General features: G+C 59.6%; 29 protein-coding genes and 1 tRNA gene. 24 read left to right on the forward strand and 6 right to left on the reverse strand.

Annotation, left to right across the window (positions count from 1 at the left end):
• Window positions 1–2 precede the first annotated feature (2 nt).
• The 6 genes from CUR21_RS02175 to CUR21_RS18530 all read left to right on the forward strand — a co-directional run bounded on the left by CUR21_RS02175 (window position 3) and on the right by CUR21_RS18530 (window position 3,075).
• Entirely contained in the window at window positions 3–296 is a 294-nt protein-coding gene (locus CUR21_RS02175; protein WP_100195380.1) for a hypothetical protein, read from the forward strand.
• Complete coding sequence (locus tag CUR21_RS02180) at window positions 289–909, forward strand: hypothetical protein (protein WP_100195381.1); 621 nt, start codon at window positions 289–291, stop codon at window positions 907–909. Before CUR21_RS02175 ends, CUR21_RS02180 begins: the two co-directional genes overlap by 8 nt.
• Entirely contained in the window at window positions 906–1,535 is a 630-nt protein-coding gene (locus tag CUR21_RS02185; protein ID WP_100195382.1) for a tail assembly protein, read from the forward strand. The genes CUR21_RS02180 and CUR21_RS02185 overlap by 4 nt, the downstream gene beginning before the upstream one ends.
• Window positions 1,535–1,876, forward strand: a complete 342-nt coding sequence (locus CUR21_RS02190) for an HNH endonuclease signature motif containing protein (RefSeq protein ID WP_100195383.1) — start codon at window positions 1,535–1,537, stop codon at window positions 1,874–1,876. Before CUR21_RS02185 ends, CUR21_RS02190 begins: the two co-directional genes overlap by 1 nt.
• Window positions 1,869–2,267: a hypothetical protein gene (locus CUR21_RS02195; protein ID WP_100195384.1), complete on the forward strand. Its 399-nt coding sequence runs from the start codon at window positions 1,869–1,871 to the stop codon at window positions 2,265–2,267. The genes CUR21_RS02190 and CUR21_RS02195 overlap by 8 nt, the downstream gene beginning before the upstream one ends.
• 241 nt (window positions 2,268–2,508) lie before the next feature.
• Entirely contained in the window at window positions 2,509–3,075 is a 567-nt protein-coding gene (locus tag CUR21_RS18530; protein ID WP_157791918.1) for a hypothetical protein, read from the forward strand.
• A gap of 85 nt (window positions 3,076–3,160) precedes the next feature.
• On the opposite strand, the gene CUR21_RS18535 is transcribed toward CUR21_RS18530, so the two are convergent.
• Window positions 3,161–4,450, reverse strand: coding sequence for a hypothetical protein (locus tag CUR21_RS18535; RefSeq protein ID WP_157791919.1), 1,290 nt, complete (start codon window positions 4,448–4,450; stop codon window positions 3,161–3,163).
• Window positions 4,451–4,681: 231 nt separating this feature from the next.
• Between CUR21_RS18535 and CUR21_RS02200 the strand changes: the two genes are divergently transcribed.
• Genes CUR21_RS02200 through CUR21_RS02215 form a run of 4 tightly spaced genes read left to right on the forward strand, consistent with a single transcriptional unit; the run spans window position 4,682 to window position 6,174 of the window.
• A complete protein-coding gene (locus CUR21_RS02200; protein WP_100195385.1) occupies window positions 4,682–4,969 on the forward strand; it encodes a head-tail connector protein in 288 nt (95 codons plus the stop codon).
• A 2-nt stretch (window positions 4,970–4,971) separates the two neighbouring features.
• Window positions 4,972–5,442 (forward strand): HK97 gp10 family phage protein, encoded by a 471-nt coding sequence (locus CUR21_RS02205; RefSeq protein WP_100195386.1) that lies wholly within the window; start codon window positions 4,972–4,974, stop codon window positions 5,440–5,442.
• Window positions 5,435–5,857 (forward strand): DUF3168 domain-containing protein, encoded by a 423-nt coding sequence (locus CUR21_RS02210; RefSeq protein WP_100195387.1) that lies wholly within the window; start codon window positions 5,435–5,437, stop codon window positions 5,855–5,857. Before CUR21_RS02205 ends, CUR21_RS02210 begins: the two co-directional genes overlap by 8 nt.
• Window positions 5,858–5,859: 2 nt before the next feature.
• On the forward strand, window positions 5,860–6,174 hold the full coding sequence (locus CUR21_RS02215; protein ID WP_157791920.1) for a phage head closure protein: 315 nt from the start codon (window positions 5,860–5,862) through the stop codon (window positions 6,172–6,174).
• A gap of 5 nt (window positions 6,175–6,179) precedes the next feature.
• Here CUR21_RS02215 and CUR21_RS02220 read toward each other — a convergent pair whose 3' ends face one another.
• Window positions 6,180–6,554 (reverse strand): hypothetical protein, encoded by a 375-nt coding sequence (locus CUR21_RS02220; protein ID WP_100195389.1) that lies wholly within the window; start codon window positions 6,552–6,554, stop codon window positions 6,180–6,182.
• Window positions 6,555–6,607: 53 nt separating this feature from the next.
• Here CUR21_RS02220 and CUR21_RS02225 point away from each other — a divergent pair, with 53 nt between their 5' ends.
• Genes CUR21_RS02225 through CUR21_RS02235 form a run of 3 tightly spaced genes read left to right on the forward strand, consistent with a single transcriptional unit; the run spans window position 6,608 to window position 10,978 of the window.
• Window positions 6,608–7,003, forward strand: coding sequence for a phage terminase small subunit P27 family (locus CUR21_RS02225; RefSeq protein ID WP_100195390.1), 396 nt, complete (start codon window positions 6,608–6,610; stop codon window positions 7,001–7,003).
• A 2-nt stretch (window positions 7,004–7,005) separates the two neighbouring features.
• Window positions 7,006–8,616 (forward strand): terminase large subunit, encoded by a 1,611-nt coding sequence (locus CUR21_RS02230; RefSeq protein WP_100195391.1) that lies wholly within the window; start codon window positions 7,006–7,008, stop codon window positions 8,614–8,616.
• 16 nt (window positions 8,617–8,632) lie between these two features.
• The gene (locus CUR21_RS02235; RefSeq protein WP_100195392.1) at window positions 8,633–10,978 is read left to right on the forward strand and encodes a phage tail tape measure protein; all 2,346 of its coding nucleotides are present in this window, start codon (window positions 8,633–8,635) and stop codon (window positions 10,976–10,978) included.
• A 980-nt stretch (window positions 10,979–11,958) separates the two neighbouring features.
• Here the strand turns inward: CUR21_RS02235 and CUR21_RS02240 are convergent.
• Complete coding sequence (locus CUR21_RS02240; protein WP_100195393.1) at window positions 11,959–12,381, reverse strand: hypothetical protein; 423 nt, start codon at window positions 12,379–12,381, stop codon at window positions 11,959–11,961.
• Between the two features lie 213 nt (window positions 12,382–12,594).
• Here CUR21_RS02240 and CUR21_RS18540 point away from each other — a divergent pair, with 213 nt between their 5' ends.
• The 3 genes from CUR21_RS18540 to CUR21_RS02250 all read left to right on the forward strand — a co-directional run bounded on the left by CUR21_RS18540 (window position 12,595) and on the right by CUR21_RS02250 (window position 13,473).
• The gene (locus tag CUR21_RS18540) at window positions 12,595–12,771 is read left to right on the forward strand and encodes a hypothetical protein (protein WP_157791921.1); all 177 of its coding nucleotides are present in this window, start codon (window positions 12,595–12,597) and stop codon (window positions 12,769–12,771) included.
• 163 nt (window positions 12,772–12,934) lie between these two features.
• Window positions 12,935–13,171 carry a hypothetical protein gene (locus CUR21_RS02245; RefSeq protein WP_157791922.1) on the forward strand — a complete coding sequence of 79 codons (237 nt, stop codon included), beginning with the start codon at window positions 12,935–12,937 and terminating at the stop codon, window positions 13,169–13,171.
• Window positions 13,168–13,473 carry a hypothetical protein gene (locus tag CUR21_RS02250; RefSeq protein ID WP_157791923.1) on the forward strand — a complete coding sequence of 102 codons (306 nt, stop codon included), beginning with the start codon at window positions 13,168–13,170 and terminating at the stop codon, window positions 13,471–13,473. The genes CUR21_RS02245 and CUR21_RS02250 overlap by 4 nt, the downstream gene beginning before the upstream one ends.
• A gap of 386 nt (window positions 13,474–13,859) precedes the next feature.
• On the opposite strand, the gene CUR21_RS02255 is transcribed toward CUR21_RS02250, so the two are convergent.
• A tRNA-Gln gene (locus CUR21_RS02255) sits at window positions 13,860–13,934 on the reverse strand.
• Window positions 13,935–14,037: 103 nt separating this feature from the next.
• Here CUR21_RS02255 and CUR21_RS02260 point away from each other — a divergent pair.
• Window positions 14,038–15,219, forward strand: coding sequence for an NAD(P)/FAD-dependent oxidoreductase (locus CUR21_RS02260; RefSeq protein WP_100195396.1), 1,182 nt, complete (start codon window positions 14,038–14,040; stop codon window positions 15,217–15,219).
• A gap of 36 nt (window positions 15,220–15,255) precedes the next feature.
• Here CUR21_RS02260 and CUR21_RS02265 read toward each other — a convergent pair whose 3' ends face one another.
• Both CUR21_RS02265 and CUR21_RS02270 read right to left on the reverse strand, forming a co-directional pair.
• On the reverse strand, window positions 15,256–16,302 hold the full coding sequence (locus CUR21_RS02265; protein ID WP_369802493.1) for a lysine-2,3-aminomutase-like protein: 1,047 nt from the start codon (window positions 16,300–16,302) through the stop codon (window positions 15,256–15,258).
• A 6-nt stretch (window positions 16,303–16,308) separates the two neighbouring features.
• Window positions 16,309–16,785: a lytic transglycosylase domain-containing protein gene (locus CUR21_RS02270; RefSeq protein ID WP_100195397.1), complete on the reverse strand. Its 477-nt coding sequence runs from the start codon at window positions 16,783–16,785 to the stop codon at window positions 16,309–16,311.
• 174 nt (window positions 16,786–16,959) lie between these two features.
• On the opposite strand from CUR21_RS02270, the gene CUR21_RS02275 reads away from it, so the two are divergent.
• From CUR21_RS02275 to CUR21_RS02305, 7 genes are all read left to right on the forward strand, one after another.
• Window positions 16,960–17,670 carry a response regulator gene (locus CUR21_RS02275; protein ID WP_100195398.1) on the forward strand — a complete coding sequence of 237 codons (711 nt, stop codon included), beginning with the start codon at window positions 16,960–16,962 and terminating at the stop codon, window positions 17,668–17,670.
• A gap of 40 nt (window positions 17,671–17,710) precedes the next feature.
• A complete protein-coding gene (locus CUR21_RS02280; RefSeq protein WP_369802494.1) occupies window positions 17,711–18,883 on the forward strand; it encodes an FIST N-terminal domain-containing protein in 1,173 nt (390 codons plus the stop codon).
• Window positions 18,880–21,081, forward strand: a complete 2,202-nt coding sequence (locus CUR21_RS02285; RefSeq protein ID WP_100195400.1) for a PAS-domain containing protein — start codon at window positions 18,880–18,882, stop codon at window positions 21,079–21,081. The genes CUR21_RS02280 and CUR21_RS02285 overlap by 4 nt, the downstream gene beginning before the upstream one ends.
• A gap of 78 nt (window positions 21,082–21,159) precedes the next feature.
• Window positions 21,160–21,693, forward strand: a complete 534-nt coding sequence (locus CUR21_RS02290; protein ID WP_100195401.1) for a CoxG family protein — start codon at window positions 21,160–21,162, stop codon at window positions 21,691–21,693.
• Window positions 21,694–21,734: 41 nt separating this feature from the next.
• Window positions 21,735–22,220: a (2Fe-2S)-binding protein gene (locus CUR21_RS02295; RefSeq protein ID WP_100195402.1), complete on the forward strand. Its 486-nt coding sequence runs from the start codon at window positions 21,735–21,737 to the stop codon at window positions 22,218–22,220.
• Between the two features lie 11 nt (window positions 22,221–22,231).
• On the forward strand, window positions 22,232–24,610 hold the full coding sequence (locus CUR21_RS02300; protein ID WP_100195403.1) for a xanthine dehydrogenase family protein molybdopterin-binding subunit: 2,379 nt from the start codon (window positions 22,232–22,234) through the stop codon (window positions 24,608–24,610).
• A gap of 15 nt (window positions 24,611–24,625) precedes the next feature.
• The gene (locus CUR21_RS02305) at window positions 24,626–25,414 is read left to right on the forward strand and encodes a xanthine dehydrogenase family protein subunit M (RefSeq protein WP_100195404.1); all 789 of its coding nucleotides are present in this window, start codon (window positions 24,626–24,628) and stop codon (window positions 25,412–25,414) included.
• The last annotated feature ends 37 nt before the right edge of the window (window positions 25,415–25,451 follow it).

The following is a 25,451-nucleotide window of genomic DNA, read 5'->3' on the forward strand; positions in this document are numbered from 1 at the left end:
CGATGCACGACACGCTGTCCATCGCACCGAAGCTGTTCACGCTGGCAACGAGCGGTGCGGTGGCAGCCGTGCGCCTGCAAAACCTGTCGCCGCATTCCAGCCTGTTCGTTCAAGTCACCACCGCCAACACCGCCCCCGATGATCTGCGCGGGGCGGTGAAGCTTGGACCGCTTGGCGTGCTGCTGACCGATCTACCCTTGCACCACCTGTTCCCCGGTGTGGTGGCGAGCGGTGGCACTGGCTTTGTCTGGGTCTGGGCTGAGACAGGCGCGACACTGAGCGTATCCCATGCCTGAGCCGCTGCGCCCCGCCTCTGAGGTTCTGTTGCGTCATGGCCCCCACGCTGTGACGTTGCGCGCCTCTTTGCGAGTGGCGGTGGCCCTTGAGACACTGCCGGGCGGTATCGCTGCCACTTGGGATGAGATCGCCCGGCAGAAGCTGTCAGCGCTATACGCAGTCATCCGCGCCGGTGCCACGGATCGGCAAGAGGCTGAACGGCTGCTGGCCTATGCTGCAACCCATCCGCTTGCGCAGTTCGTGCATGCAGCGCAAGCGGCCTGCCTTGACCTTCTGGTGTCGGTGTTGCCACCCGCCGAGGGCGAGGCAGCCCCCTCTGACACGCCATCCGATCCGATGCCGCTGGCCCGGTTCTTCGCAGAACTGTTCAGCCGGGCGACCAGTTGGCTGCACTGGCCCCCGTCCGAGGTCTGGAATGCCAGCGTGGCCGAGATCATCACCGCCCTTGAGATGCAGGCTGATCGCGAGTTGCGCAAAGCTGGCATCCCAACCGACACCGCGAAGGGTGGCGACCTATACAGCAAGGAGCGGCTGCAAAAGATCGAGGAACAGGGCTTTGACCCCGCCTTTGATCGCGAGGGGCTGAGAGCATTGAAAGCGAGACACACATGAACACGATCCGGCTTTATGGTCGCTTGGCGAAAGAGTTCGGCCCATCGCACCGCTTTGAAATCCAAAGCCCCGCCGAAGCCTTCCAAGCCCTTGCCGCGAACTATCCGCGCTTCATCCAACTTCTGCGCCATGGGTTCTACCGTGTGGTGATCGGCAAGACGCAGGCCAAGGGCGAAGTCTTGGATGAGAACACCATCACGCGCCAGCACATCGGCACCGAAGACATTCACATCATACCGGTGATCAAAGGCCGTGGCCGTGGTGGTCTTGGCAAGGTGCTGGCCGGTCTTCTGCTTGTTGGTCTTGCGATGTTTGGCGGGCCGATCATGGCAACCACCCTGGGCGCTGGGGGTTCTATGACGCTTGGCAGCGCCGTTGGTCACATCGGTGTCGGCCTGACCCTGAGCGGCGTGGCCACGATGCTCGCGCCTCAGATGGATGGCAGCGAGTCCGAGAAATCCTTCACCATGACCGGCCCGCAAGTGACCCTTCGCGAAGGCGGTATCGTGCCTATCGTCTATGGCGAGTGTGTCACAGGTGGCACCATGATCAGCGGCATTTTGCGTATCGACAATGCGGTGGATGTGAACAGCACGACCGTAGCCACGATCCTGCCGGTCCTCTGATGCCTGCGCCGCCCCGTGCCTGCGCCTGTGGCCGTCTGGTGGCCTCTGGCACCCGCTGTGCGTGTCAGATCGCCAGCACCCGCGCACGCAACGCACGCCACGATTCAGGCCGTCCTACAGCGGCACAGCGCGGCTATAACCACGAATGGCGTAAGGCCCGTGCTGCGTTCCTTGCCCTGCATCCGTGCTGTGTATCCTGCTTTGCGCCCGCGACCGTGGTAGATCACATCATTCCGCACCGGGGCGATGATGCCCTGTTCTGGAACCGTCAGAACTGGCAAGCGCTTTGTGCAAACTGTCACAACGGCCAGAAACAGCGCAAGGAACGGGCCAGTGCCTGAGCGCGAGTTGTGGCAAGAGGTGCTGTCGCGAACCATCGCAGACGCCCGCCTTGATCCTTCCTCTTGGCCGATCCCTGAAAGTGCCTATGAGGAAACAGCCGAGGCCCGCAAGTATCTGACCACGCCAAGCAAAGACCTTGCCACGGTCTGTTCCTTGGCCGGTGTAGAGTCCGATGCACTGGTGGAGCGGATGCAAAGGCGGGTGGCTGGGGTGCCGATACTGTCTGACGAAGGGATTCAGACCAGACGCAAACGCGGGAAAACGCTCACGCACGAAGGCAAGACCGTGACCGTGCTGGCATGGTCGAAAATCACTGGTCTGACACCATCAACCATATACAGCCGCCTGCGCCACGGCTGGCCTTTGGAGGACGTGCTGCGCTCCCAGTGACCTGCGGGGGGTGCATATGAAGGAGGATTCACTTAAACTTTCGTAGCGTCCATGCGGATTGTCTGTATATTCCAGCGAGATCAGGAGACTGAATAGATGTTAAGACCTAACAATCGCTTGCTGTTCCAGATGAGGAAGAACGCGCGAAAAAAAAAGAGACGTCATTAAGTCAAACGGCAAGTTTAGCGAAGTAGGGATCGCGCGTCGTTTAGAGAGATGGTTCACTCTAGCCTCAGCAATAATGGTTTTCACATTTTTACTACCTGGAAACATTCTGTCTTTCTTGAAATCAACGCCTGAAGCCATCTCGCAGATTGTATCGCAGGTTTACTCTCCAGATGCATGGATCGGGGTTTATTCAAACTTTCCGGAGGGATATGTAGATATCCCTTATTCACAATTCACTGAAAGCACAGATCTAGTTTTCATATTTGATCAGGCTGATGGAAACACTCTTATTGGCGAGGTGCGCGGCGATTCTTTATGTGTCGCTGGGAACATGTGGTCACAGGCTATACTGTTTGCTACGGTAAGATTGGGCGGCAACACTGCGGACTTGGAGCTGGTCGAATTTTTAAACTCATCAAAGGTTTTGTTGGCTACTGGTGTGGCAAAGAAGAACGGAATATTTCTTGATGTTGAACTTAATCCGGTAGCTCTATCTGATCCAAATAAAATCATGTCTCAGTCGTTACGATTGGGACTTCATCCCCACGAGAATTTCAGTGATGATCCAAATGACGATCTATCCGATGTCGCTGGAAAAATTAGACCATGCGATCCTACAGTTCAAACTCTGCCAAAATAGGCTTTTGGTGCCTTTGGCGACGATAATCTGCGCGGCGCATATGTGAGGGGAGAGCTACAGGATCGCGCAAAAATTGTTATACTATCTATTTGCCTGCTGCTTTCTTCAGGCGTTCGAAAAGCCCGATAACCTGTTCAACACCCTTAAAGTCAGCGTCATCAACGAGCTTGCGTTCGATTGTTGAATCTTCAGAACCGAAAATTCGGGCACTGAGAGCCTGCTTCATTTCCCAGCGCTTGTCATCCGGAAGGTTCTCAATGAACGGATCAAATGCCTGAACCTGAAGGAAAAAAGCTCTGGCTTTTCTCTCGTTTATTCGATGCAGATTTGCTTGCTTTGATGCATAAACTGCGAATGATATGAGGAGCGCAGTAAGCGCAATGCCTTTTGCAATCTGAGTCCAGAAAAGTCTTTCTGGTTCCAAGACAGGCTGTAGATAGACCAGACTACATATTAGCCACGCAGTGGTTATGCAGATACAAAAAATTGTCCCACGCCTCCACCATTGTGCAGCTGAGTATTCTCGATCGGCAATATTTTTATGTCCGCCAGTCACGCTATCATGTGCAACTAGGCTATAAAGCTTTAAAATTTTTTCTTGCTTGTCTTCAGCATCAACAATTATTTCGTCTAATGCGTTTCTTGTCCTCTGTTGCTTCGCCGACGCTTCCGCTTCCTGTTGATCAAAAATCTCCTTAAGAGATACTTCGGCGTCGAGTTTAATCGCACTTAATGCCTCAGCGAAATCAGTTAGCCTTTTAGCTTGTGCACTTGAAAATTCTGCTTTTTGTGAATTCGAAATCTCTGTCGCTTGATTCTTAAGAACCGTTAGTTCTTTCCTAAATTCTTCCTCAGATGATTTTACTCTTTCACTTATCTGCTTTGATTCTTTTAAAGACAAAGTGATAGCTTCTAGGGAATTACTAGCGTAAGTCATATACTCTTGGGTGGCTGCATCCAAATTTTTAGAGAAGTTTGAGAAGCTAACGGATGCTGCATCGATATCGGCACGTTTGGTTGATCTAGAAAATTTGAGCGAACTCAGTTGGTAAATGTAGCTTAGCGCTGGGGCAAGTTGGTTGTTTGCATTGCGTATATGGCCTCCTTCCTTTGTCTGGATGAAAGAGTTCATTGAGTTCATAACGCCATGAGATGTCAGCTGGCTTTGAAGCTGGTCAAGTATGTCGATAGGAGCTAAATCCGGATCAAGGTCAGTAATCACTCGGCGCATGAGTAATACTACTTTTAGAAATCGTTCGCGTTCTGAGTTAATAACTGTATCTATTTCATCGATGTCTGCCCTTGCCGCCTCCTCAAGCTGCTGCAAGGTCGTATTGATAGGATGCTTTGAAAGATCTTCCTGCCAACGTCTCATAATCTTATTTCCCACCGAATCATTAATTCATATGCTGACCGAACAATCTCTCTGGAGCAACCGGAAGAAAGGTGCATGTCGGGAGGTTAAGAGCGGGTGGGGCACTTCCAAACTTCCGCCCTTTCCACTGGACCGGCGGGGGGAGGTGCGCACAAGATACGCGGAATATAACTTTTCCTTATGAATGGCGCATGTTATCATCACAATATTTGATGATAGTGAGTTGCCTTTATGCCTGTTGCAATTACCGTTCCCGAACTTCGGGACCAGCTGAACCTTGATTCCGAGCATGACGACACCCTGTTGACGCTCAAGATCGACGCCGCCGAAGCCTATATTTCCGGTTTCATCGGTGGCCCGATCCCAAGCCCTGCACCGGCAGCCATCAAGCAAGCGGTGCTGATGCTGGCCGCCTATTGGTATGAGTTGCGCGAGGCCGCGACCACGGGCGGCAACCCATACGCGGTTCCCTTCGGTGTCCATGACCTTGTGCAAGCGCACCGTGCTTGGGTGGTGTGATCATGGCCGATGATCTGATGAGACAATCCGCGAAGTTGGCCAAGCGTCTGGCTGCCATCCCTGCCGAGATCGTGGCGCTGGTTCGCCCGGCGCTGGTGCAGGGTGCCGATGATCTGGCCGATATGGCGCGGGCGCTGGTGCCGGAGGATGAGGGCGACCTGAAAGCCTCTATTGCAGTTACCCCGCCTGGTGCGGTGACGCCCGCCTATGCCGAAGGGGGTGGCCGTCGCGCGGCTGCTGAGAACCAAGCCCTAGTGACGGTGGGCAATCCGCAAGCGCGGCATGGGCATCTGATCGAGTTCGGCACTGAGCCGCACATCAACGGTGGTCAGTTCGCCGGAACGCAGCACCCCGGCACCGAACCGCAACCGTTCCTGTTGCCCGCCGCGCGGTTGACCGAAGACCGCACCAGACGCCGGATCGGGCGGGCGGTGGCGCAGGCTATCCGCAAGGCGGGGGCTGGCAATGCTTGATCCTGCTTTGGCCTTTCAGACGGCTGTCCGCGCGTCACTCGTGGCATCGCCTTCGGTGGTGGCGCTGGTGCTGCCTGACAATATCCGCGCCGGTGGCACCCGGCCCGATCGGCTGCCTTCGGTGATCTTTGCCGATGCGCAGACCGAGTTCTTGGGCTGTGCTGCTGGTTCGCAGCGTTTGGCGCGCGTGTTCCTGACCCTTCATGTCTGGGCGCAAGAGGATGGCGCAGATGTTGCGCGGCAGATCGGGGCAGCGGTGTATCAGGCGCTTGAGTTTGGGCCAGCCGGTGCTGCCGGTATTATGGTGGATGAGTGGCAGCACCCGCGTTTGGTCTGGCTGCGCGACCCCAAGCCCGAACTGTCGCTGACCCATGGAGTTATGACCCTTGAGGCCGTTGTGCGGTGGAGGGTATGACCATGATGCAATCTGGAAGGCTGCAACAGCGGATCGAACTGCAACGCCTGACAGAGGCTGTGCAGCCATCTGGTGCGGTGGTGAAGACATGGGCCACCTACGCCAAAGGCAAGGCTGAACTGCGTCAGGCGGGCGTGTCCGAGTTCCTGACGACCTACGGCGAGGGCGTGGCTGACAATGCGGTGTTTGTGATCCGCTGGCTGCCGGGTGTGTCGGTGTCAGACCGGATCAAGCACGGTGGCAAGCTGTGGAACATCGTCGCCATTGCCGAGATCGGGCGCAGACGTGGCCTTGAGTTGCGGGCGGTGGCGGTATGATCTTTTCAGTAAAACAGCCAAGTCGACCGCGAACTGCCAGTGTAAGAATACATCATGCCACTCTGAATATCATAGGTGCAGAGCGCGTCACCCCTTGCCTTGCCGATGTCGTCTTGCGGAGAAATCACCTCAAAAACCAACTGCCCATGCTTTCGCCACGATCTACCAAGATAGAATTCGCCTGTCCGCGTTCCTTCTTTCGCACCCTCCTCTGCCAACCACTTCACACAAGAGTTCCCATAAATGTCGCGTTCGGCGCTGGTGGTAGATGTCGATTTGAGCGTCAGAATTTCCTCACTCGTCTTTTTTTCCAACTCGTAGAACGCGAAGCCGGTTACGGCATTGGTCGCGAGCAAAATTATTATCAAAGCGTCTTTCATATCAGGCGGGGTTCTTTCTCTAAAGTTGCGGTTAACGCTAGCAGGGTAGTGCGATGAGTTCCAAGCATCTTCGCGGTGTGAAGCCCGCCCTTTCTGCTGACACCGAAGCGCTAATCAAGACACCGCCAGCACCGGCCTATCTGTCAGCGCAGGCCAAGGCGGAGTGGAAGCGGATCATGCCGCAACTGATCGCCCGGCGGATCATCACCCGTGCTGATCTGGCTGGTGTGGAGGCTTACGCCTCTGCTGTTGGCATCTGTCGCCAGATCGAGGAACAGCGGGTGCAGACAGGCGGTATCATCGACAAGGTGCAGTTCGGTATCTGGAACCGGGCGGCGCAGACCGCCCGCCAGCTTGCCGCCGAATATGGTTTGACCCCGACCAGCCGGGCGCGGATCGGATCGGCAGCGCCGGGTGACACCGACGATGACGACCCCTTGGCGGTGTGACGATGACCAGCACCTATCCGGCATGGGTCTTTGATGGCAGCCCGATTCCCGACCCTCTGGGCCATGGCGAACGCGCGGTGCAGTTCCTGCGCCGCCTGAAACACCCCGCCAGCACCGCACCCCGCCGGGCGTTTCAACTGACCCCGTGGCAAGAGCGGATCGTGCGCCGCATCTATGGCCCGCGCAATCTTGATGGCAGTCGGATCGTCAAAGAGGTGTTCCTTCTGATCCCGCGCGGCAACCGCAAGACCAGTCTGGCCGCTGCCTTGGCGCTGTTGCACCTCTTGGGGCCAGAACGGGTGCCGGGCGGGCAGATCATCTTTGCCGCCTGTGACCGCGAACAAGCTGGCATTGGCTTTCGCGAGGCCGCAGACGTGGTGCGCGAGGGCAAGACCTTGCGCGCTGTGACCAAGATTTACGACGCGAACAACGCGCCAAAGACGATCAAGAGCGCCTTGGACGGTTCCACCCTGAAAGCCATTTCTTCGGATGGCAAAGCGCAGCACGGCACCACGCCGACCTTTGTTCTGGTGGATGAGATCCACGCTTGGCGGGGCCGCGACCTGTGGGAAGCCTTGAAGTCTGGCATGGCAAAACGCCCCGGCGGCTTAACCGTGGTCGCAACAACCGCAGGCCGAGGCCGCGAGGGTCTGGCTGCCGAGCGCTACACCTACGCCCGCAAGGTGGCCGTGGGCGAGATCGTGAACCCAGAATACCTGCCGATCCTGTTTGAACCGCAAGAGGGTGACGATTGGCAGGATGAGGCTCTGTGGCAGCGGGTGAACCCCGGTCTGGCTTACGGCTTCCCCGATCTGGACTCTTTGCGCAGCATGGCGCGCGAGGCCGCCGACAACCCGGCGGAAATGTATGCCTTCCGGCAGTTCAACCTGAACGAATGGATGGGCAACAGTCAGACGCCGCTGTTCAACTTTGAAACCTATGACACCCGCCGGTTTGACGATGACGAAGACGACCTTGAACACCTGCCGTGCTATCTTGGCATCGATTACGCGCAATCGGGCGACCTTGCCGCCATCGTGGCCGCGTGGCGTCATGATGATGGTCAGGTGACGATAAAGCCGTGGTTCTTTCTTCAGGGCGAGGGCTTGCAGGCCCGCGAACGTCTTGAGGGTGTCCCGTATCGGCAATGGATCAAAGATGGTCTGGTGATCGAGGTATCCGGACCGGTGGTGACGCAACAAGCGGTGCAAGACCAGATCACGGAAATCTGCGCCCGGCATCAGGTGGAGGAAGTTGCCTATGACCCGTGGAAGTTCCGCGCGGCTGCCACCGAACTGTTCAATGATGGTATCCCGATGGTGGAGGTCAGACAGGGCCTTGCGACCATGGGGCCTGCCAATGGCGAGTTGATCCGCGCGGTGAATGGCCGGTTGATCCGCCACGATGGCCACCCGGTCTTGCGCAATCACTTCGCCGGTGTCGCTGCCGTGGTGAATGACACTGGCCTGATCCGGCAGGCCAAGGCCGATCCGCAGCACGGCCATATTGACGGATCGGTGGCGGCTGCCATGGCGGTGGGGCGGCTGGCCTTGGGGTCCACCAACCAATCAGCTTACAATCGGCCCGGTGCCGGTGGAATTTTTGCGTTTTGATGAGTGAGTGTTTGAAATGACTGTTGATCTTCCCGGCCTAATCGTCCCCGTCGAGGCGCGCATTGATCGCCTTGAGAAATCCTTGAAGAAAGCCAACTTGGCACAAGGCAAAGCCGCCCGCGAGATGGAACGCCGGGCGAAGCAATCCGCCGACCGCATGGCGAAGAGCTATGAGACCGCCGGTGTGCGCATGTCGAATGCCTTCAAGACCGTGGCGCTGCCAAAGCTTGCCGGTCTGGCCGGATCGGTGGCAGGCATCGGTGTGGCGGGTGGTGTCGCAGCTGTGCGCCAGACGGTGCGCGGTATCGCGGAAATAGGTGACGCAGCCAAACGTGCCGGGATGCAGGCCGAAGCGTTCCAAGAATGGTCCTACGTCGCGGATCAAAACCGTATCAGCGTGGACGCCCTGACCGATGGTTTTAAGGAACTGTCCTTGCGCGCGGATGAGTTCATCATCACCGGCACCGGCAGCGCTGCCGATGCCTTCAAGCGTTTGGGCTTTGGCGCGGGTGAGTTGAGCGACCAGCTGAAAGACCCGTCCGCGCTGATGCTGGAACTGGTCAAGCGCATGGAAGGCTTGGACAAGGCCGCGCAAATCCGCATCGCGGATGAGTTGTTCGGTGGCACCGGCGGTGAACATTTTGTGCAGATTTTGGACCGGGGCGCTGCCGGTATCTCCGCACAGATCGCCCGCGCCCGTGATCTGGGCTTGGTTATGGATCGGGAGATGATCGACAAGGCGGCTGAACTGGACGCCAAGTTCAGTGAGGTCACGACCCGGCTGCAATCCATGTGGCGCAGTGGGGTGGTGGAGGCTGCCCTTTACTTCGGCTTTGTCGAACGCGAACGCGCCAAGCTGACCTTTGACAAAGACCTGACCGCGCGTGTTGTCGGTGATGACGTGGCCGCTGCCTTGGAAGGGCTGCCCGAAGTTCCGCAAGCGACCTTGGCGCAGATCGAAAGCCTCAAGACTGAATACGCCGATCTGGCCAATGAGGCGCGCCAACTGGTCCCGGCGCTGTCCGACGCCAGCACCATGTTGCGCGGTGTAGGTAATGAGGCCGGGGCCACCACCCTGACCGATCTTGCGACCCGGATCGGTGACACTGCCCGCGCCTTTGCGGATGGCACCATGACCGGCGAAGAATTTGCAGCCGCCTTGCGCGACGTTGTGCTTGAGGCAGAGGCCAGCCTTTCCGCGATGGATGATCTGGACCGGGCGCGGCTGGCTGGTGTGATCAGTCAGGTGTCCAGTCTGCTGGACTGGCTCAAGCTGTTGCCCGGTGCTGCCGCCGCTGCGCGGGCTGAGATCAGTTCTTTGTCTTTGATGGACACCGGCACCCCGCTTTCCTCTGGTGACGATCTGTTGCCGCCTAGCCCTCTTGCACCGACCGTATCACCCCGGCCAAGGGGTGCGCCAAATGATCCTGACTTCGGCTTGCCTGAATCACGAAAGCCTGCCGGTGGCGGGGGTGGCGGCGGTGGTGCTGGTAGATTAGCGGATGAGTTCGCCCGCGCAGTTGAGGCGCTACAGCGCGAGAAAGCGGCACTGGACGCGCAAGCGGTGGCGCTGGTGGCAGCGTCACGGGCGGGCATGGCTTACGCGGATGCCATCGAGTTCGCCCGCACCCGTGCTGACCTTCTGAACGCTGCACAGACCGCTGGAAAGCAGATCACGCCCGAACTGACCGCTGAGATCGACCGACTGGCTGACGCGCACCTGAGAGCCGGGAACGCAGCGCAAAAGGCCGCCGACGACATGCAAGCTATTGAGGAACGCGGGCAGAAAGGGGCCGAAGCCCTGTCTGATGTATTCACCAGCGTCCTGACCGGCGCAAAGTCTGCCGAGGAAGCGGTGGCTGCCCTGCTCTTGGAGATCGCCAAGATTCAGATGCAAAAGGCGCTGATGGGTATTTTTGGCGGCATCGGTGGCGCTGGCTTTGTTGGTGGTCTCCTTGGGTTCGCAGATGGTGGCTACACGGGCAACGGTGGCAAATACGAACCGGCGGGCGTGGTTCACAAAGGCGAATTTGTGTTCAGCCAAGAGTCCGTTGCCCGCCTTGGCGCTGGCAACCTTGACAGACTCCATAGGAGCGCCCGCAAGGGCAATGCAGAGGGTGGCCTAGTGGGTGACACCGGAAAGATCGCAAGGGCCTCTGGTGACTCTTCTATGAGTCCTGCGACGGCATCCGCCTCAAGCGTCACCATCAATGCCCCGGTGACGGTGAACGCCAACGGCGGAACGCAGCAACAGAACGCCGATCTGGCCCGGCAGGTGGCGGAACAGACCGAACGCATGTTCCGGGGGCTGGTGCAGTCCGAACTGATGAAACAGATGCGACCGGGCGGAATGCTGCGTTGATAATGTCTTGAAACCTCTGCCTGTTCCGGCTATGTTCAAAGCGCCGGAAAGGCAGCACAAAGCACAAAGCACAAAGCAGTCAGGTTTGAGCCGACACCCTAGGGGAATGACGCTCACCGACACAAGATACCAGCCACATTATGAACGCCAGCGCCGGGAACATGACCGGGCAGCGAGTCGCCTAGCTGGAAGGTGCAGGAAAGATCGTTCTGGATCGCCCCCCGATGGAAAGCATCGGACGCCCCAAACGGTTGCCGCCGGTCTTCGGACGATATGGCACAGAAAGACGGTTGCTCTGTCGGGCGAGCCTTTTGGCTCTGGGTGACAACAACCGATCATGTTTTGATTGAAGGTAAGTCGGACATGATGCGCAGTCGAAAGACTGCAACCGCTTGGCCGCAAGGCCGGGATCGGGGCGCTGCTAGGTCAATGGAAGCCACCTAGTGTTAGAAGCCCTTCACCACCTGTTACACGCAGATGATCCCCCTAGGACGACACAGATTAGGTTCTGTGTCGTCCTAGGGGGAAAGACCTTTTTCCGCAGGTGATAGTCACTCTGTGCAAGATCAGAGGAAACATCTGCGGGATGAAAGAGCGAGAGAACTGGGGCCGAGCGCGAAGCGCGGAGGCCAGCAACGAGGCCGAAGGCCGAGGCGCAGGGAGCCGCTGCAAGCGGCGAGCATAGGAGTAAAGATGAAACGTGTTGATCCCAAAGCCCTTATAGTAGCTCTGGCTGGCCCGTGGGCTTCACCGGCGCAGCGCAAGATCAGGGCTGCAAGCTGTCATGAGCTACCGCCTGAACTTCGAGTGCTGGCTGAGCGTCATGTGGAGACCTGTGAGCAAATTTTCTTGCGGGTGCAGACGAAGACCCCTTGAACGCCCCGCCTGAGCGGTGTTATATTATAACGCGCAAAGGGGCTGGCTTCCAACTGTGCCCTTATAGAACGCCCCGCCGGTTTACCTTCCCGGCGGGGCTTTTTTTATTCAATAGGTGTAATCAAAGCTTCGGCAGCATTCGCGCAAGCATTTTGCACTTGCAGCACAATCCGCGCTCTGACACTCGCGATAGCGCCCTTCGCTTTAAAGTCAGCGTGACGCGCAATAAAATCATGCGCGATAGTAGATTCGCCAGCTGCTCGATTTGCCGACCTAACTTGCTCGATAGTCATTCCAGCGGCGACCGCGTCTAGGTCGGTAGCGGTGACTTCAGCTTGGTAGTTGCATTCTATTTCGGAAAGCGTTCGAGCGAAGCTTGCCCGCTTGATGGATAGCGCTGTCTTCAACGGCCCATCCGCCAAAAAAGTTGCATATTCCCTCTCCAATGCTTCATCCGCGAAAGCTGGCACCGCAACGCCGCCAAAAAACACGATGGAGGCTAGCGCCGCAAGTTTATGAATAAACACGATCTATCCCAGTTTGTTGTTTCTACCACTTTCGTAAACAGCCCGCTGGATCGCCGCAAGCCGGGGCTGACCCGACCTTCGGACTTTTCCGATCCGGTAAATAGCTATCTAGCTAGATAGCTACATAAGCCATTGAAATTGCTTACTTTTGCGTATTGACGACTGAATCTTCAGTCAGCTAGGCAGGTGTCACCAGCAACACAGGAACGCGCCATGCCCCACTTCATTCCCGATAACGTCTATTCCGGCCTGCTGGCCGATCTGCGCGCGGCTGCAATCTCGCCCGACTGGCACAGCGCCTTGGCCGAAGTGCTGGCCGGTGCTGATGTGCTGCCAGAGGTCTGCCGGGCTGACTTTGTGGAGGAAGGGGAGCGGATGATGGCGGCTTAATAATCACGGGTTCGTGAACGATTGAAATAAAAAGCCAACAGCGAGATTGTGAAAAGGTGCTTAATGGCAGGTTTGCGCGCAGCGGGTGACACCGCCGCGCAGCAATAGTCGGCAGGTGTTAGAGCACCGGCCAAAACGTAGCGCTCAGTATGAGGTGTATCCCATGAGCAAGATTCTCAATACCACGACCGGCACTCCGGCGGCAATGCCGATCAATCACGGCACCGCAGCCATCCGGTTCAACGGCCTGACCATCACTGTCGGCTTCGATATCCACGCTGAGACGCCCGTTCGTCAGAAAGAAGAATTGATCCGCGAGGCCGCTCTTCAGTGTGTATCTGACTTCTTTGATGCGTATCGCGGCGGTGAAGCTGCAATCGAAGAAAGCGAGGCTGCGTGATGGCAGTGAACCCCTTGCTCAAAAAGCTGGTTGAACAATCCGCTGCCAAGTATCCCCAGCGCAAGCGCGACCACTATCTCCCCCGCGTAAGCGTTCTCGACAAGCTGGCCGATCACGACCGCGCGGCTGTTTTGGAAATTCATCAGCGCCAAATCGCGGATGAGATCGACGGTATCAAGTCCGGTTACATCAGCGTGGATCGCAAGGGCAAGGCGCACTACTTGCGCCTTGCCAACGCCCGAATGCGTCATTTGACGAAGGTGGCGCAGTCCTATGGCTATTGGCAGGATGACGCCGCCTGACCAGCCATCATCACCACAATCAGCGGGCGCTTCGGCGTCCGCTTTTCATTTCCATCCCAACCGACACATTCCCGGCCCGACCGTATCAACAGGTGTAGGGTTGGCGCGCCCGGTGGACCGGCTTCTATACTGCCGAATGCGCTGCGATTAGTCGGTAGGTGCGCGGGTGTTATGCCCATCAACCCTGACACAGCACGGCGGGCTTCGATTCACCTGCTCGCGTGGTGCTGAGTGTGATCCGATGGAAAGGGCGGGGCTTCGGCTTCGCCCTTTTCGCTTCTAGATGAGTCGGAGGGCAGGTGAGGCGCTCAAATGGCCCGGAAAAGTGTTCCGGACGCGGTGACACGACCGCCGCTAAGTGTCTGAAAATAAAGGAAAAAAACGGTTGGCTGGGGCGCCAGGATTCGAACCTGGGTATGGCGGTACCAAAAACCGCTGCCTTACCGCTTGGCGACGCCCCAACCGTGAGGCGGTGTTTAGCCAAGGCGGTTGGCGGGTGCAAGGGGGGTAACTCACAAAAATGCAAAGATGGACGGATGCCTTTGCGCAAGGTATGGGGCAAGCATGGAAAAGCTGGATGTTATCGTTCTAGGGGCCGGAGCGGCGGGGCTGTTTTGCGCAATCGAGGCTGCGCGCCGGGGCAGGCGGGTGCGCGTGATTGATCACGCAAAAGCACCGGGAGAGAAGATTCGAATCTCGGGGGGCGGGCGCTGCAATTTCACGAATCTCGAGATTCGGCCTGAGCGCTTTCTGTCGCGCAATCCGCGTTTCGCGCTGTCAGCGCTCAAGCGGTATACGCAATGGGATTTTATCGCCCGCATGGATCATTGGGGAGTCGGCTGGCACGAGAAAACACTTGGTCAGTTGTTCTGTGATGGATCTGCCACTCAGGTGGTCGAGGCGCTGTGCCGCGATCTGGCGCAAGCAGGCGGTGAGATCTGGCTGGGCTGCAGTGTGGCGGCTATCGCCGCCTTGCCGGGGGGGGGCTACCGGGTGGACACGGCGCGAGGCCCGCTGCGGTGCGACTCGCTTGTGGTGGCCACGGGCGGGAAATCCATTCCCAAAATGGGAGCGACCGGCTTTGGCTACCGGGTTGCGGAACAGTTCGGTCTGCCCTTGGTGGAAACGCGGCCCGGATTGGTGCCCTTGACCTTTGCCGAGCAGGAATTGGTGTGGATGAAGCCGCTGTCTGGCCTCTCGGTGGAAGGGCGGGTGCGGCACGGCCGCACCGAGTTTGCGGAAGGGCTGCTCTTTACGCATCGCGGGCTTTCTGGCCCGGCGATCCTGCAGATTTCCAGCTATTGGCGGGAAGGTGAGGCAATCGCGCTGGATATGGCGCTGGGTCGAGACGTGGTATCTCATTTGCGCGAGGCTCGGGCGCGGGGACCAAAACTTGCGCTGCGCACGGCCTTGGCCACGCTTGTGCCCGAGCGGCTGGCGCGACATCTGGGAACCGTGATTGCGCCGACCGGGCCTTTGGGCACTTTGTCAAACGCGGCGCTGGAACAGGTGGCAGAGGTTTTGCGCAACTGGCAGCTCATGCCTGTCGGATCTGAAGGCTATCGCACGGCCGAGGTGACCTTGGGCGGAGTCGACACCGATGCACTGGACGCACGCACCCTACAGGCCAAGACAGCCGCGGGTCTGTACTTCGTGGGTGAAGTGGTCGACGTGACCGGTTGGTTGGGAGGGTATAACTTCCAATGGGCCTGGTCATCCGGTTGGGCCGCAGGGCAGGTCGTTTAGGCGCGGGATACAACCGTTTTCCGGGAAATGAACCTGTCAGGTCCGCTCGGGATCAGCATAGTCATGCCGACGCCCGTTGGGGTCTGTCACCTGCCAATGTGGCCCGTCCTGAGTCAGATAGTCCGGCCCGATGGGCACCTTGCCAAAGCCACCCGGGATATCCAGCACGTAAGTGGGCAGGGCGGTGCCTGACATCCGGCCACGCAAGGCCGCCATGATCGCTTGGCCTTCGGGGATGGTGGTCCGGAAATGGCCCGCACCGCGCGCAAGATCGCAATGGTGCAGGTAATAGGGCTTCACACGCAGCCGAATGAGCGCGCGGAACAAGGATTCCAGCGTGTCAGCACTGTCGTTCACGCCGCGCAGCAACACAGTTTGTGACAGCAAGGGCAGGCCTGCATCTGCCAGCCGCGCTACGGCGGCTTGAGCTTGGGGTGTCAACTCGTCAGCGTGATTGGTATGTATCACCACCCAAGTCGACGGATGCAAGCGCAGCGCGGCGATCAAAGCAGGGCTGATACGGTCTGGCGCAACCACCGGCACACGGGTGTGCAGACGGACGACGCCCACATGCGCCATCTCTGCCAGCCGGGCCATCAGCGCAGAAATGCGCCGCGGCGAGAGAACCAAAGGGTCACCGCCGGTCAGGATCACTTCATGGATCGCGGGGGTCTGCGCGATATACCCGAGCGCCGCCTCCAGCTGGTCTGCTGGCAAATGCCCGGTCTCGCCAACAGTCTCCCGACGGAAGCAAAAGCGGCAATACACTTCACAGGTTTTCGTGACATGCAGGATCACCCGGTCGGGATAGCGATGGGTCAGCCCCGGCACGGGTGCATGTGCCTCGTCGCCAATCGGGTCCAGAAGGTCTTCAGGGCGTTCGATCAATTCGGCGGCAGAGGGCACAAATTGCCGTGCCACGCCTGCGGAATTGGCCGAGGCCTCGCGCATCTCTGGTGTCAGTCGCATGCGGAAATCCTGAGTGACGCGGCTCAGCACAGCGGCATCGGCGGTGGCAGCAAGGCCATCGGCCACAAGATCGGCAACGGTCAGTGCCGGGCGCAGAGGAAACATGCCGTCCATTTCAGGTCAGCTGCGCAGTCCGGTGGCGGACAACAGTCCGCGCCGCTTGGCTTCGTAATAATACCCACGCGAATACCACATGACCGCGCGATCCTGCGACCCATCGGCCACCATCCATGCCCCGCGCAGATACTTTACCGCGTAACGCAGGTTGGTCTCGGCATCCAAAAGCTGGGCCGGGTCGCCCCGGAACCCCATCGTCCGTGCGGTTTGCGGGGCGATCTGCATGAGTCCCATATAGATGCCGTTGCGCGCACGTGGGTTGTAGCCGGATTCGCGTTCCACCACGCGGTGCACAAGGCTGACGGGCACGTCATATTCGGAAGCGTATTTTTCAATCAAGGCGCGCAGCTCCGGGGTCGCACCCGCATGGGCGCCACCTCCGCCCCCCACAAAGGACCGGTCCTGATTGCCTCCGCCACAGGCTGACACCACAAGCGCAAGACCAAGCGTCAAGGCCGCGCGGCGGGAGATCAGGGGCATGGGTATCGTCCTTTTTGCCGTGTCTGGGCCTTCTCTATCGCAATTGCGCCTTGCGCTCCAGTCCCGTGCCATCACATGCGCGCAAGGCCGCAGGGGCGCGGTTTAGGACTTAAGGCGGACTATCGGAACGAAAATTGTGCTGTTAGGGTTTTGAAACAACGTCAAAGGTGCATGATGAGCCTGCACAGCCCGCCGATCCGCCCGACCGATCCGCCGCGCAGCATGCTGTCGGCGTTTGTCGTGGATGATCACCCGCTGTTTTGCGACGCTTTATCAATGACTTTGAAAGCGGTGGCCGGAATCGCGCGCATCGAAACCGCCGACCGTCTGGAAGATGCGATCGCGCGGTTGGAATGCGGGCCGATGCCGGATGTCGTTGTTCTGGATCTTAACCTGCCCGACGTGGATGGGCTGGATGGCTTGATCCGTCTGAAATCGGTCGTCGGCGCCGTGCCGGTGGTTGTGGTCTCGTCCTTGGCTGACAACAGGGTGGTGAGCGCGGCCCTGCGGGCGGGTGCCGCCGGATTTGTGCCCAAACATTCGCATCGCGAGGTGTTTCGCGCCGCTTTCGAGTCTATCCGGCACGGCGCGATCTATCACCCGGAAGGGTATGTTCCCCAAAACGACCCAAAGGCTCCGGCCAGCCAGCGCGAAGAGGCCGTGGCGCGTTTGTCGCTGCTGACACGGCAACAGGCACGGATTCTGCAACTGATCTGCGAAGGCAAGCTGAACAAACAGATTGCATATGAGTTGACCATCGCTGAAACGACGGTGAAGGCGCATGTCACGGCGATCATGCGCAAATTGGGCGTGCAAAGCCGCACGCAGGCAGTTCTCATCGCGCGTGGGGCCAGCTTTGACAGCCTGATGCCCGAAGGTGATTGAACCGCTTGCCCTACGCCCTTCGCCAGCCTAGCGTGACGGCATGAGAGGGCCGGGCATGCACGACATCAAGGCCGGGACAGGCGGGAAGGCGGTGCTGACGACGGCATCGGTTCTGGCCAATGCGCAGGATGCGGCACAGCAGTTGCATCACGCCTTGGGGGAAGGACCTTTTGCGCGGATCGTCGTTTTTGTATCGCCTGACGCGGACCTGCCCCGCCTCTGCGCGGATCTGGGCAAGCTCTACCCGCTTGGCCTTGTGATCGGCTGCACCACAGCAGGCGAGATTTCGAGCGGCGGCTATGTCGAAGGAGAGATCTTGGCGGTGGGCTTTCCGGCGGCCCATTTTCGCACCGATTGTCTGGTGATCGAGGACCTTACGAATCTGAACGCCCATGCCCTGATCGGGGATCTGATTCGCGCCAGAACTGCGTTGCAGCAAGACTGTCCGGCATGGGATCATGAATTCGCCTTCATGATGGTCGATGGCCTTTCCACCCGTGAAGACGATCTTGCCGCAGCCCTTGCTCCGGGCTTGGGGCCGGTGCCGCTTTTTGGCGGTTCGGCGGCAGATGGCGTGCGCTTTGGGCGGACGCATGTGATCTGGCAAGGCCGTGCGCTGAGCAACGCGGCGGTTGTCCTGCTGGTGCGCAGCGATTGCCGGGTGCGGGTGTTCAACTTGGATCATCTTGTGCCAACCGACCAGCGCATGGTGGTGACTCAGGCCGATCCGGCACGGCGCGTGGTGCGCCAGATCAATGCAGAGCCCGCCGCGCAGGAATATGCGCGGCTTTTGGGCAAGGATCCGGCCCAGTTGACCACCTTTACCTTTGCCGCGCATCCCGTCGTGGTGCGCGTGGGGGGAAGACACCATGTCCGCGCCATTCAGCGGATGGAGCCCAATGGCGACCTCGTGTTCTTTTCGGCGATCGATGAAGGTTTGGTGCTGACGCTGGCCGAGCCTCAGGACATGGTGTCCCATCTGGACCGCGAACTTGCGCGCCTGTCCGATCATGGTGCGCCTGCCGCGATTCTGGCTTGCGACTGCATCTTGCGACGGATGGAAGCGCAGGAAAAGCAGATGTCGGTGGCGCTGTCGGCGGTGCTGCGTGCGCACCATGTGGTGGGTTTTTCCACCTATGGCGAGCAATGGAACTCGATGCATGTGAACCAGACGATGACCGGGGTGGCAATCTATCCGCCAGACCTCCGATGATCGAGTCGCTGATCAACCCCGCAGATCCGCCAGAGCGGCAGATGCAAAAGTTGATGACGATTGCGCAGGTCTTGATGCGCCGGGTAGAGGCCGACACGGATGACAACGGTGCCGCCTACGCGCAGTTTCAACGGGCAGCGATGCTGGAAGATCAGGTGCGTGACCGGACACGCGATCTGGAGCGCGCCTTGGACCTTTTGAATGAGTCCAACGCTCGGTTGGGTGAAGCGACGCGCAGTGCCGAGGCTGCTCGCCAGAACCTCGCCAATGCCATCGAGACGATCCAAGAGGGGTTTGCGCTTTTCGATGCAGATGATGTGCTGGTGCTGTGCAATTCGCGCTTTGGCATGCATATGGAGGATATCCGTGACGATCTGCGCCCGGGCCTGAGCTTTTCGGCCTATGTTGACCGGGTCAGCCACTCCCGCTTTCTGGAATTGCCAGAACGCGACACACCCGAAGACTGGGCGATCCGGCGCAAGCGGCGGCATCAGGACAGGCATGTCATCTTTAACGTTCGGATGATCTGGGATCGCTGGGTGCAAGTGAGCGAGCATCGCACGGCCGATGGCGGCACGGTGATCTTGCAGACCGATGTGACCGACATCATCCGCAGCGAGCGTCAGGAACGCGGGAAGCTCTTGGATGATCAGGCCCGGATGATCCGCGCAACACTGGACCACATCAATCAGGGTGTCTCGATCTTTGATGCCTCTGCTTGCTTGGTCGGGTGGAATGCGCGGCTTGGGCAATTGTTATCGATCCCGGTGGCGCGATTCCGGGTCGGGGCTTCGTTTGATTATCTTCTGCAACGGTTTCGGGAAGAAATCACGCTGTCGGACGGGATGACGGATGCCCAGCTGGAGGCTTGGGTAAAGGCGCGGCCCGGGCGCCACCCGCTTTCCTTTGAAGTGCGGCGTGGAAGCGATCTGATTCTGGCCGTCTTCGCGCAGGAGATGCCCGACGGCGGCTTTGTGATGAGCTTTACCGACGTGACCGCCGAGCGCGCCGCCATCGAAGCGCTGAGCCGCGCCAATGAAACGCTTGAGGCCCGCGTGATGGACCGCACGCTGGAGCTGGAGGACGCCTTGGCCCATGCCGAGCGGGCCAATGCCAGCCGCTCGCGCTTTGTGGCGGCAGCCAGCCATGATCTGTTGCAGCCGTTGTCGGCTGCAAAGCTCTTCATTGCCAGCATCGGCGGAGAGGGAGTGCCAGCCGAAGCGCTGGAGGCTTTGGAAAAGGCTCAGAATGCGCTGATCTCGGTCGAGGGCATTCTGGATGCGCTGCTCGACATCTCGAAGCTGGAGTCGGGACGTGCTGCGGTTTCGGTGGGGCAGGTGGCACTGCACCCGATCCTCACGCAACTTGCCGCCGAGTTCAGTGCCATCGCCGCCGCCAAGGGCCTGCGCCTGACCGTGCGGCCCAGCGAGGCCGTGGTGATGACAGATCCCGCCTATCTGCGGCGCATCCTGCAAAACCTGATCGGCAATGCCATTCGCTACACCGAAACAGGCCGGGTGGTGGTGGCCGCGCGCAAACGCGCTGGCAGGGTCCGGCTGGAGGTCTGGGACACGGGCCCCGGCATCCCCGAGGAAGAACAAGATAATATCTTCAAAGAGTTCCACCGCCTCAATGCCCGCGCCTCTGCCAGCGAAGGCATGGGCTTGGGGCTGGCCATTGTCGAGCGTGCGTGCGCGCTTTTGGGCCATCCTCTGGGCCTGTCGTCTCGACTGGGGCGCGGCACCTGTTTCATGTTGCAGGTGCCTTTGGGGGCCGTTGCCGATGCTGGACCGCCTGCCGCCCTTGTGGCCCCTCGGCATCCGCGGATGCGCCTGCATGGGAAAATCGCATTTCTCGTTGAGAATGATCCCGATCTTTGCCGCGCCATGGGCCTCTTGTTGGAGAAATGGGGGCTTTCAGTGCTCGATGCCGAAAGTGGTGAGGCAGCGCTGGCGCTGATTGACGAGTTGGGCATTTTGCCCGATTTCTTCCTTGTCGATCATCAACTGGGCGCAGGCATGAATGGCGTCGCATTCATCTTGGCGCTGCGCCGCCTGCACGGCGATGTGCCTGCGCGCCTGATCACCGCGAACCGTAGCCCGGAGGTGCGCGCCCAAGCCCAAGCCGCCGGGATCGAGCTGCTGATGAAGCCGATCGATGCCCACGCGCTGGAAGCCTTTTTGCGTGAACTGGCCTAGGGGCGCGGGTCCTACGACTTAGGTTCCATAGCGCGGGCATGCCCATGATCCTAGACTGCGATCAAGGGAGACTGACCAATGCAAATGAGCGATACCCGCGAGATCAAGGCCGCGCCTTCGGAGGTTTGGGCCGCCATTCTGAACCCCGAGGTGCTGAAAGAGTGTATCCCGGGCTGCACCGAAGTCACTGGCAACCCCGATGACGGCTTCGAAGCGGTGGTGACGCAAAAGGTTGGCCCCGTGAAGGCCACCTTCAAGGGCGCTGTGACCCTGTCTGATATCATTGAAGGTCAGGCCGTGACCATTTCGGGGGAGGGCAAGGGCGGCCCGGCAGGCTTTGCCAAAGGCGGCGCCGTGGTGCGGCTGGAGCCCATCGCCGAGGGCACCCGCCTCAGCTACCAGGTCGAGGCCAATGTCGGTGGCAAACTGGCGCAGCTTGGCAGTCGGATCATCGACGGGTTTGCCAAGAAAATGGCCGATGACTTTTTCAACCGCTTTCAAGCCGCAGTGGAAGGGCCCCAGACGCCGGACGAGTCAGCCGAAAGCGCGGATGGGGATGAGGCCGACAGCGCGGACAAGAAAAAGGGGTGGTTCAAGCGCTTGATCAGCTGAACCGCAAAACCAACCCAGGACAGACCCAAGGGAGGAAAACCATGACGAAAGTCACGATGACCGTGAACGGAAAATCCGTCTCGGCCGAGGCAGAAGGGCGCACGCTTCTGGTGCAATACTTGCGCGAAGGGCTGGGACTGACCGGCACCCATGTGGGTTGCGACACATCGCAATGCGGGGCCTGCGTGGTGCATGTTGATGGCAAAGCCGTGAAGTCCTGCACGGTTTTCGCCATGGATGTGGCCGGGTCCGAGGTGTGCACCATCGAAGGAATGGCCAATGCCGATGGCAGCCTTGGTGTGGTTCAGCAAGCATTTCAAGATCATCACGGGTTGCAATGCGGCTTTTGCACGCCGGGCATGGTGATGTCCTCTGCGGCGCTTTTGGCCGAAAACCCACGCCCCAGTGAAAGCGAGATCCGACACTATTTGGAAGGCAATATCTGCCGCTGCACTGGCTACCACAACATTGTCAAAGCGGTCCTTGCCGCGTCCGGTCAGGACGCAGGCGCGATGGCTGCGGAATAAAGGGGGGGAACATGCCAAAGGATACCGGGATCGGTGCATCCACCAAGCGCCGCGAAGATTTGCGTTTTCTGACCGGGCGGGGGGTCTATACAGATGATCTGAGCCTGTTCGGGCAGGCCCATGCAGTGATGGTGCGCTCCAGTGTGGCGCATGGGCGCATTGTGTCGATCGATACTGCCGCAGCCGAGGCGATGCCCGGCGTGCTGGCCGTTTTTACGGGCGAGGACTTCAAGGATGTTGGCGGCAACCCGGCGGGCTGGTTGATCAACAGCCGCGATGGCACGCCCATGCGCGAACCGAAACGTCCGGTGCTGGCGCATGGCAAGGTGCGCCATGTGGGTGACGCCTATGCCGCAGTCATCGCAGAAACCTATGCCCAGGCCAAGGATGCCGCGCAGGTGCTTGCCGACGCCACTGTGATTGAAGAGCTTCCGGCTGTGGTCGATATGCGCGCCGCCGTCGCCAATGCGGCGAACCGGGTGCATGACGAGATCCCCGACAACCTGTGCTTTGACTGGGGTTGGATTGAAGACAACCGCGCCGCCGTGGACGCCGCGATGAAAGCGGCCCCGCATGTGGTGACATTGGAACTGACCAACAACCGCCTCGTGCCTAACGCTATGGAGCCGCGCGCCAGCATCGGTGAGTATTTCCCCGGCACGGGCGACTACAAGCTGACCACCACCAGCCAGAACCCGCATCTGACCCGGCTCTTGGTCTGCGCCTTCGTGATGGGCATTCCTGAAAACAAGCTGCAAGTGGTTGCACCCGATGTCGGTGGCGGTTTTGGCTCGAAAATCTATCACTACGGCGAAGAGGCCTTGGTGTTGGCCGCTGCCAAACGCCTTGGCCGCCCTGTCCGATGGACGGCAGAGCGCACGGAAAGCTTTCTGTCCGACGCGCATGGACGCGACCATGTGACAAAGATCGAACTCGGGTGCACCAAAGAAGGCGACATTCTGGCGATCCGCACAGAGACCTTGGCGAATGTGGGGGCTTATCTGTCGAATTTCTCGACCGCCACGCCCACCTTCTTGCATGGCACGCTGATGGCTGGCCCCTACAAGGTGCCGCATGTCTATGTGAACGTGAAGACGGTGTTCACCAACACCGCGCCAGTGGACGCTTACCGCGGTGCAGGGCGGCCCGAGGCGACCTATTCGATCGAGCGTGCCGTCGACAAAATGTGCCGCGAGCTGAACCTTGACCCGTTCGAGGTGCGCCGCCGCAACCTTCTCACCCCGGATCAGTTCCCCTACACCACCCCGGTCGGGCTTGTGTATGACACCGGCAATTATCAGGCCACGCTCGACAAGGCCATTGAACTTGCCGATGTCTCGGGGTTCGAGGCGCGGGTGGCCGAAAGTGCAAAGCGCGGGAAATTGCGTGGCATGGGACTTTCGACCTGGATCGAGGCCTGTGGGATTGCGCCGTCACATCTGGTGGGCGTGTTGGGCAGCCGGGTCGGGCTTTACGATGCGGCGACGGTGCGGGTGAATGCCACCGGCACCATCTCGGTAATGACCGGCGCCCATAGCCATGGGCAGGGCCATGAAACGGTGTTCCCGCAGATCGTGGCGGAAAAGCTGGGCATTCCGGAAAGCTCGGTCGAGATCGTGCATGGCGATACCGCGAAAATTCCGTTCGGGATGGGCTCTTATGGTTCGCGCAGCCTTGCGGTGGCAGGCTCGGCCATGGACCGCGCCCTCGACAAGATCATCGCCAAAGGCAAGAAGATTGCCGCCCATATGCTGGAAGCGGCCGAAGGCGACATCACCTTCGCCGATGGCAAGTTCAGTGTGGCCGGCACCGACAAGGCCAAGAGCTTTGGCGAAATCGCGTTTAGTGCGTATGTGCCGCACAACTACCCGCTGGAAACGCTGGAACCGGGGCTGGAAGAAACCGCTTTCTATGATCCGGCCAACTTCACCTATCCCGCAGGCGCCTATATCTGCGAGGTCGAGGTGGATGCGGAGACGGGCAAGGTGGATGTTGTCGCCTTTACCGCAGCCGATGACTTCGGAAATGTGATGAACCCGCTGATCGTGGAAGGGCAGGTCCATGGCGGCGTGGGGCAGGGCATTGGTCAGGCGCTGTGCGAAAACACCAGCTATGACGAAAACGGCCAGCTCTTGACCGGGTCTTACATGGATTACGCCATGCCACGCGCCGATGATGTTCCGTTCTATACGGTCGATCATTCCTGCGCGACGCCGTGCACGCACAACCCGCTGGGCGTGAAAGGCTGCGGTGAGGCGGGTGCCATTGGCTCCCCTCCCGCCGTTGTCAACGCGGTGATTGATGCCTTGCACCGGGGCGGGATCACCCATGTGGCCCATATCGACATGCCTGTCTCGCCCAACCGGGTGTGGCAAGCGATCAACGGATAAGCGGAGGGAACAGCCATGCATAACTTTGACTTCGTCAAACCCTCCTCTATCGCCGACGCTGTCGCGGCCTTGTCGTCCGAAGGCGCTCAGGCGCTTTCGGGTGGGCAAACCCTGTTGCCCACGATGAAACAGCGGCTGGCCGCCCCCGATGTGCTGGTCAGTTTGACGGGCATCGCCGAGATGCAGGGCGTTTGCACGGGAGAGGGCGGGTTGCACATTGGGGCGGCAACGCCTCATGCCGTGGTCGCGCGTGACGCGGCTGCGCATTACCCGGCCTTGGCCGCGCTCGCAGGCGGCATCGGCGATCCGGCGGTGCGCAATCGGGGCACCATTGGCGGATCTGTCGCCAATAATGATCCTGCTGCCTGTTATCCGGCCGCCGTGCTGGCATCGGGCGCAACGGTGGTGACCCCGCACCGACGCATCGCGGCAGATGATTACTTTCAGGGCATGTTCAGCACGGCGCTGGACGAGGGAGAATTCATCACGCAGGTCATCTTCCCGATCCCGCATAAGGCCGCCTATGTGAAGTTCAACCAACCCGCGAGCCGCTTTGCCCTAACGGCTGTTTTCGTTGCGCAGTTTTCCGATGGCGTGCGTGTGGCCGTGACGGGGGCGTCGAACAACGGAGTGTTCAGGTGGACAGAGGCCGAGGCCGCTTTGTCATCCGATTTTTCAGCCAAGGCGATTTCGGATCTGACTGTGGCGGCCGACGATATGATCTCGGATCTGCACGGCTCAGCGGCCTATCGCGCCCATCTTGTCAAAGTGCTGACAGGCCGGGCTGTCACCGCCGCGCGCTGAAGGTTGTGTAACGAGTGTCCCCCGGCCCGCAACCGGG

The organism is Pseudorhodobacter sp. MZDSW-24AT (assembly GCF_002794355.1).
GTDB lineage: Bacteria > Pseudomonadota > Alphaproteobacteria > Rhodobacterales > Rhodobacteraceae > Pseudotabrizicola.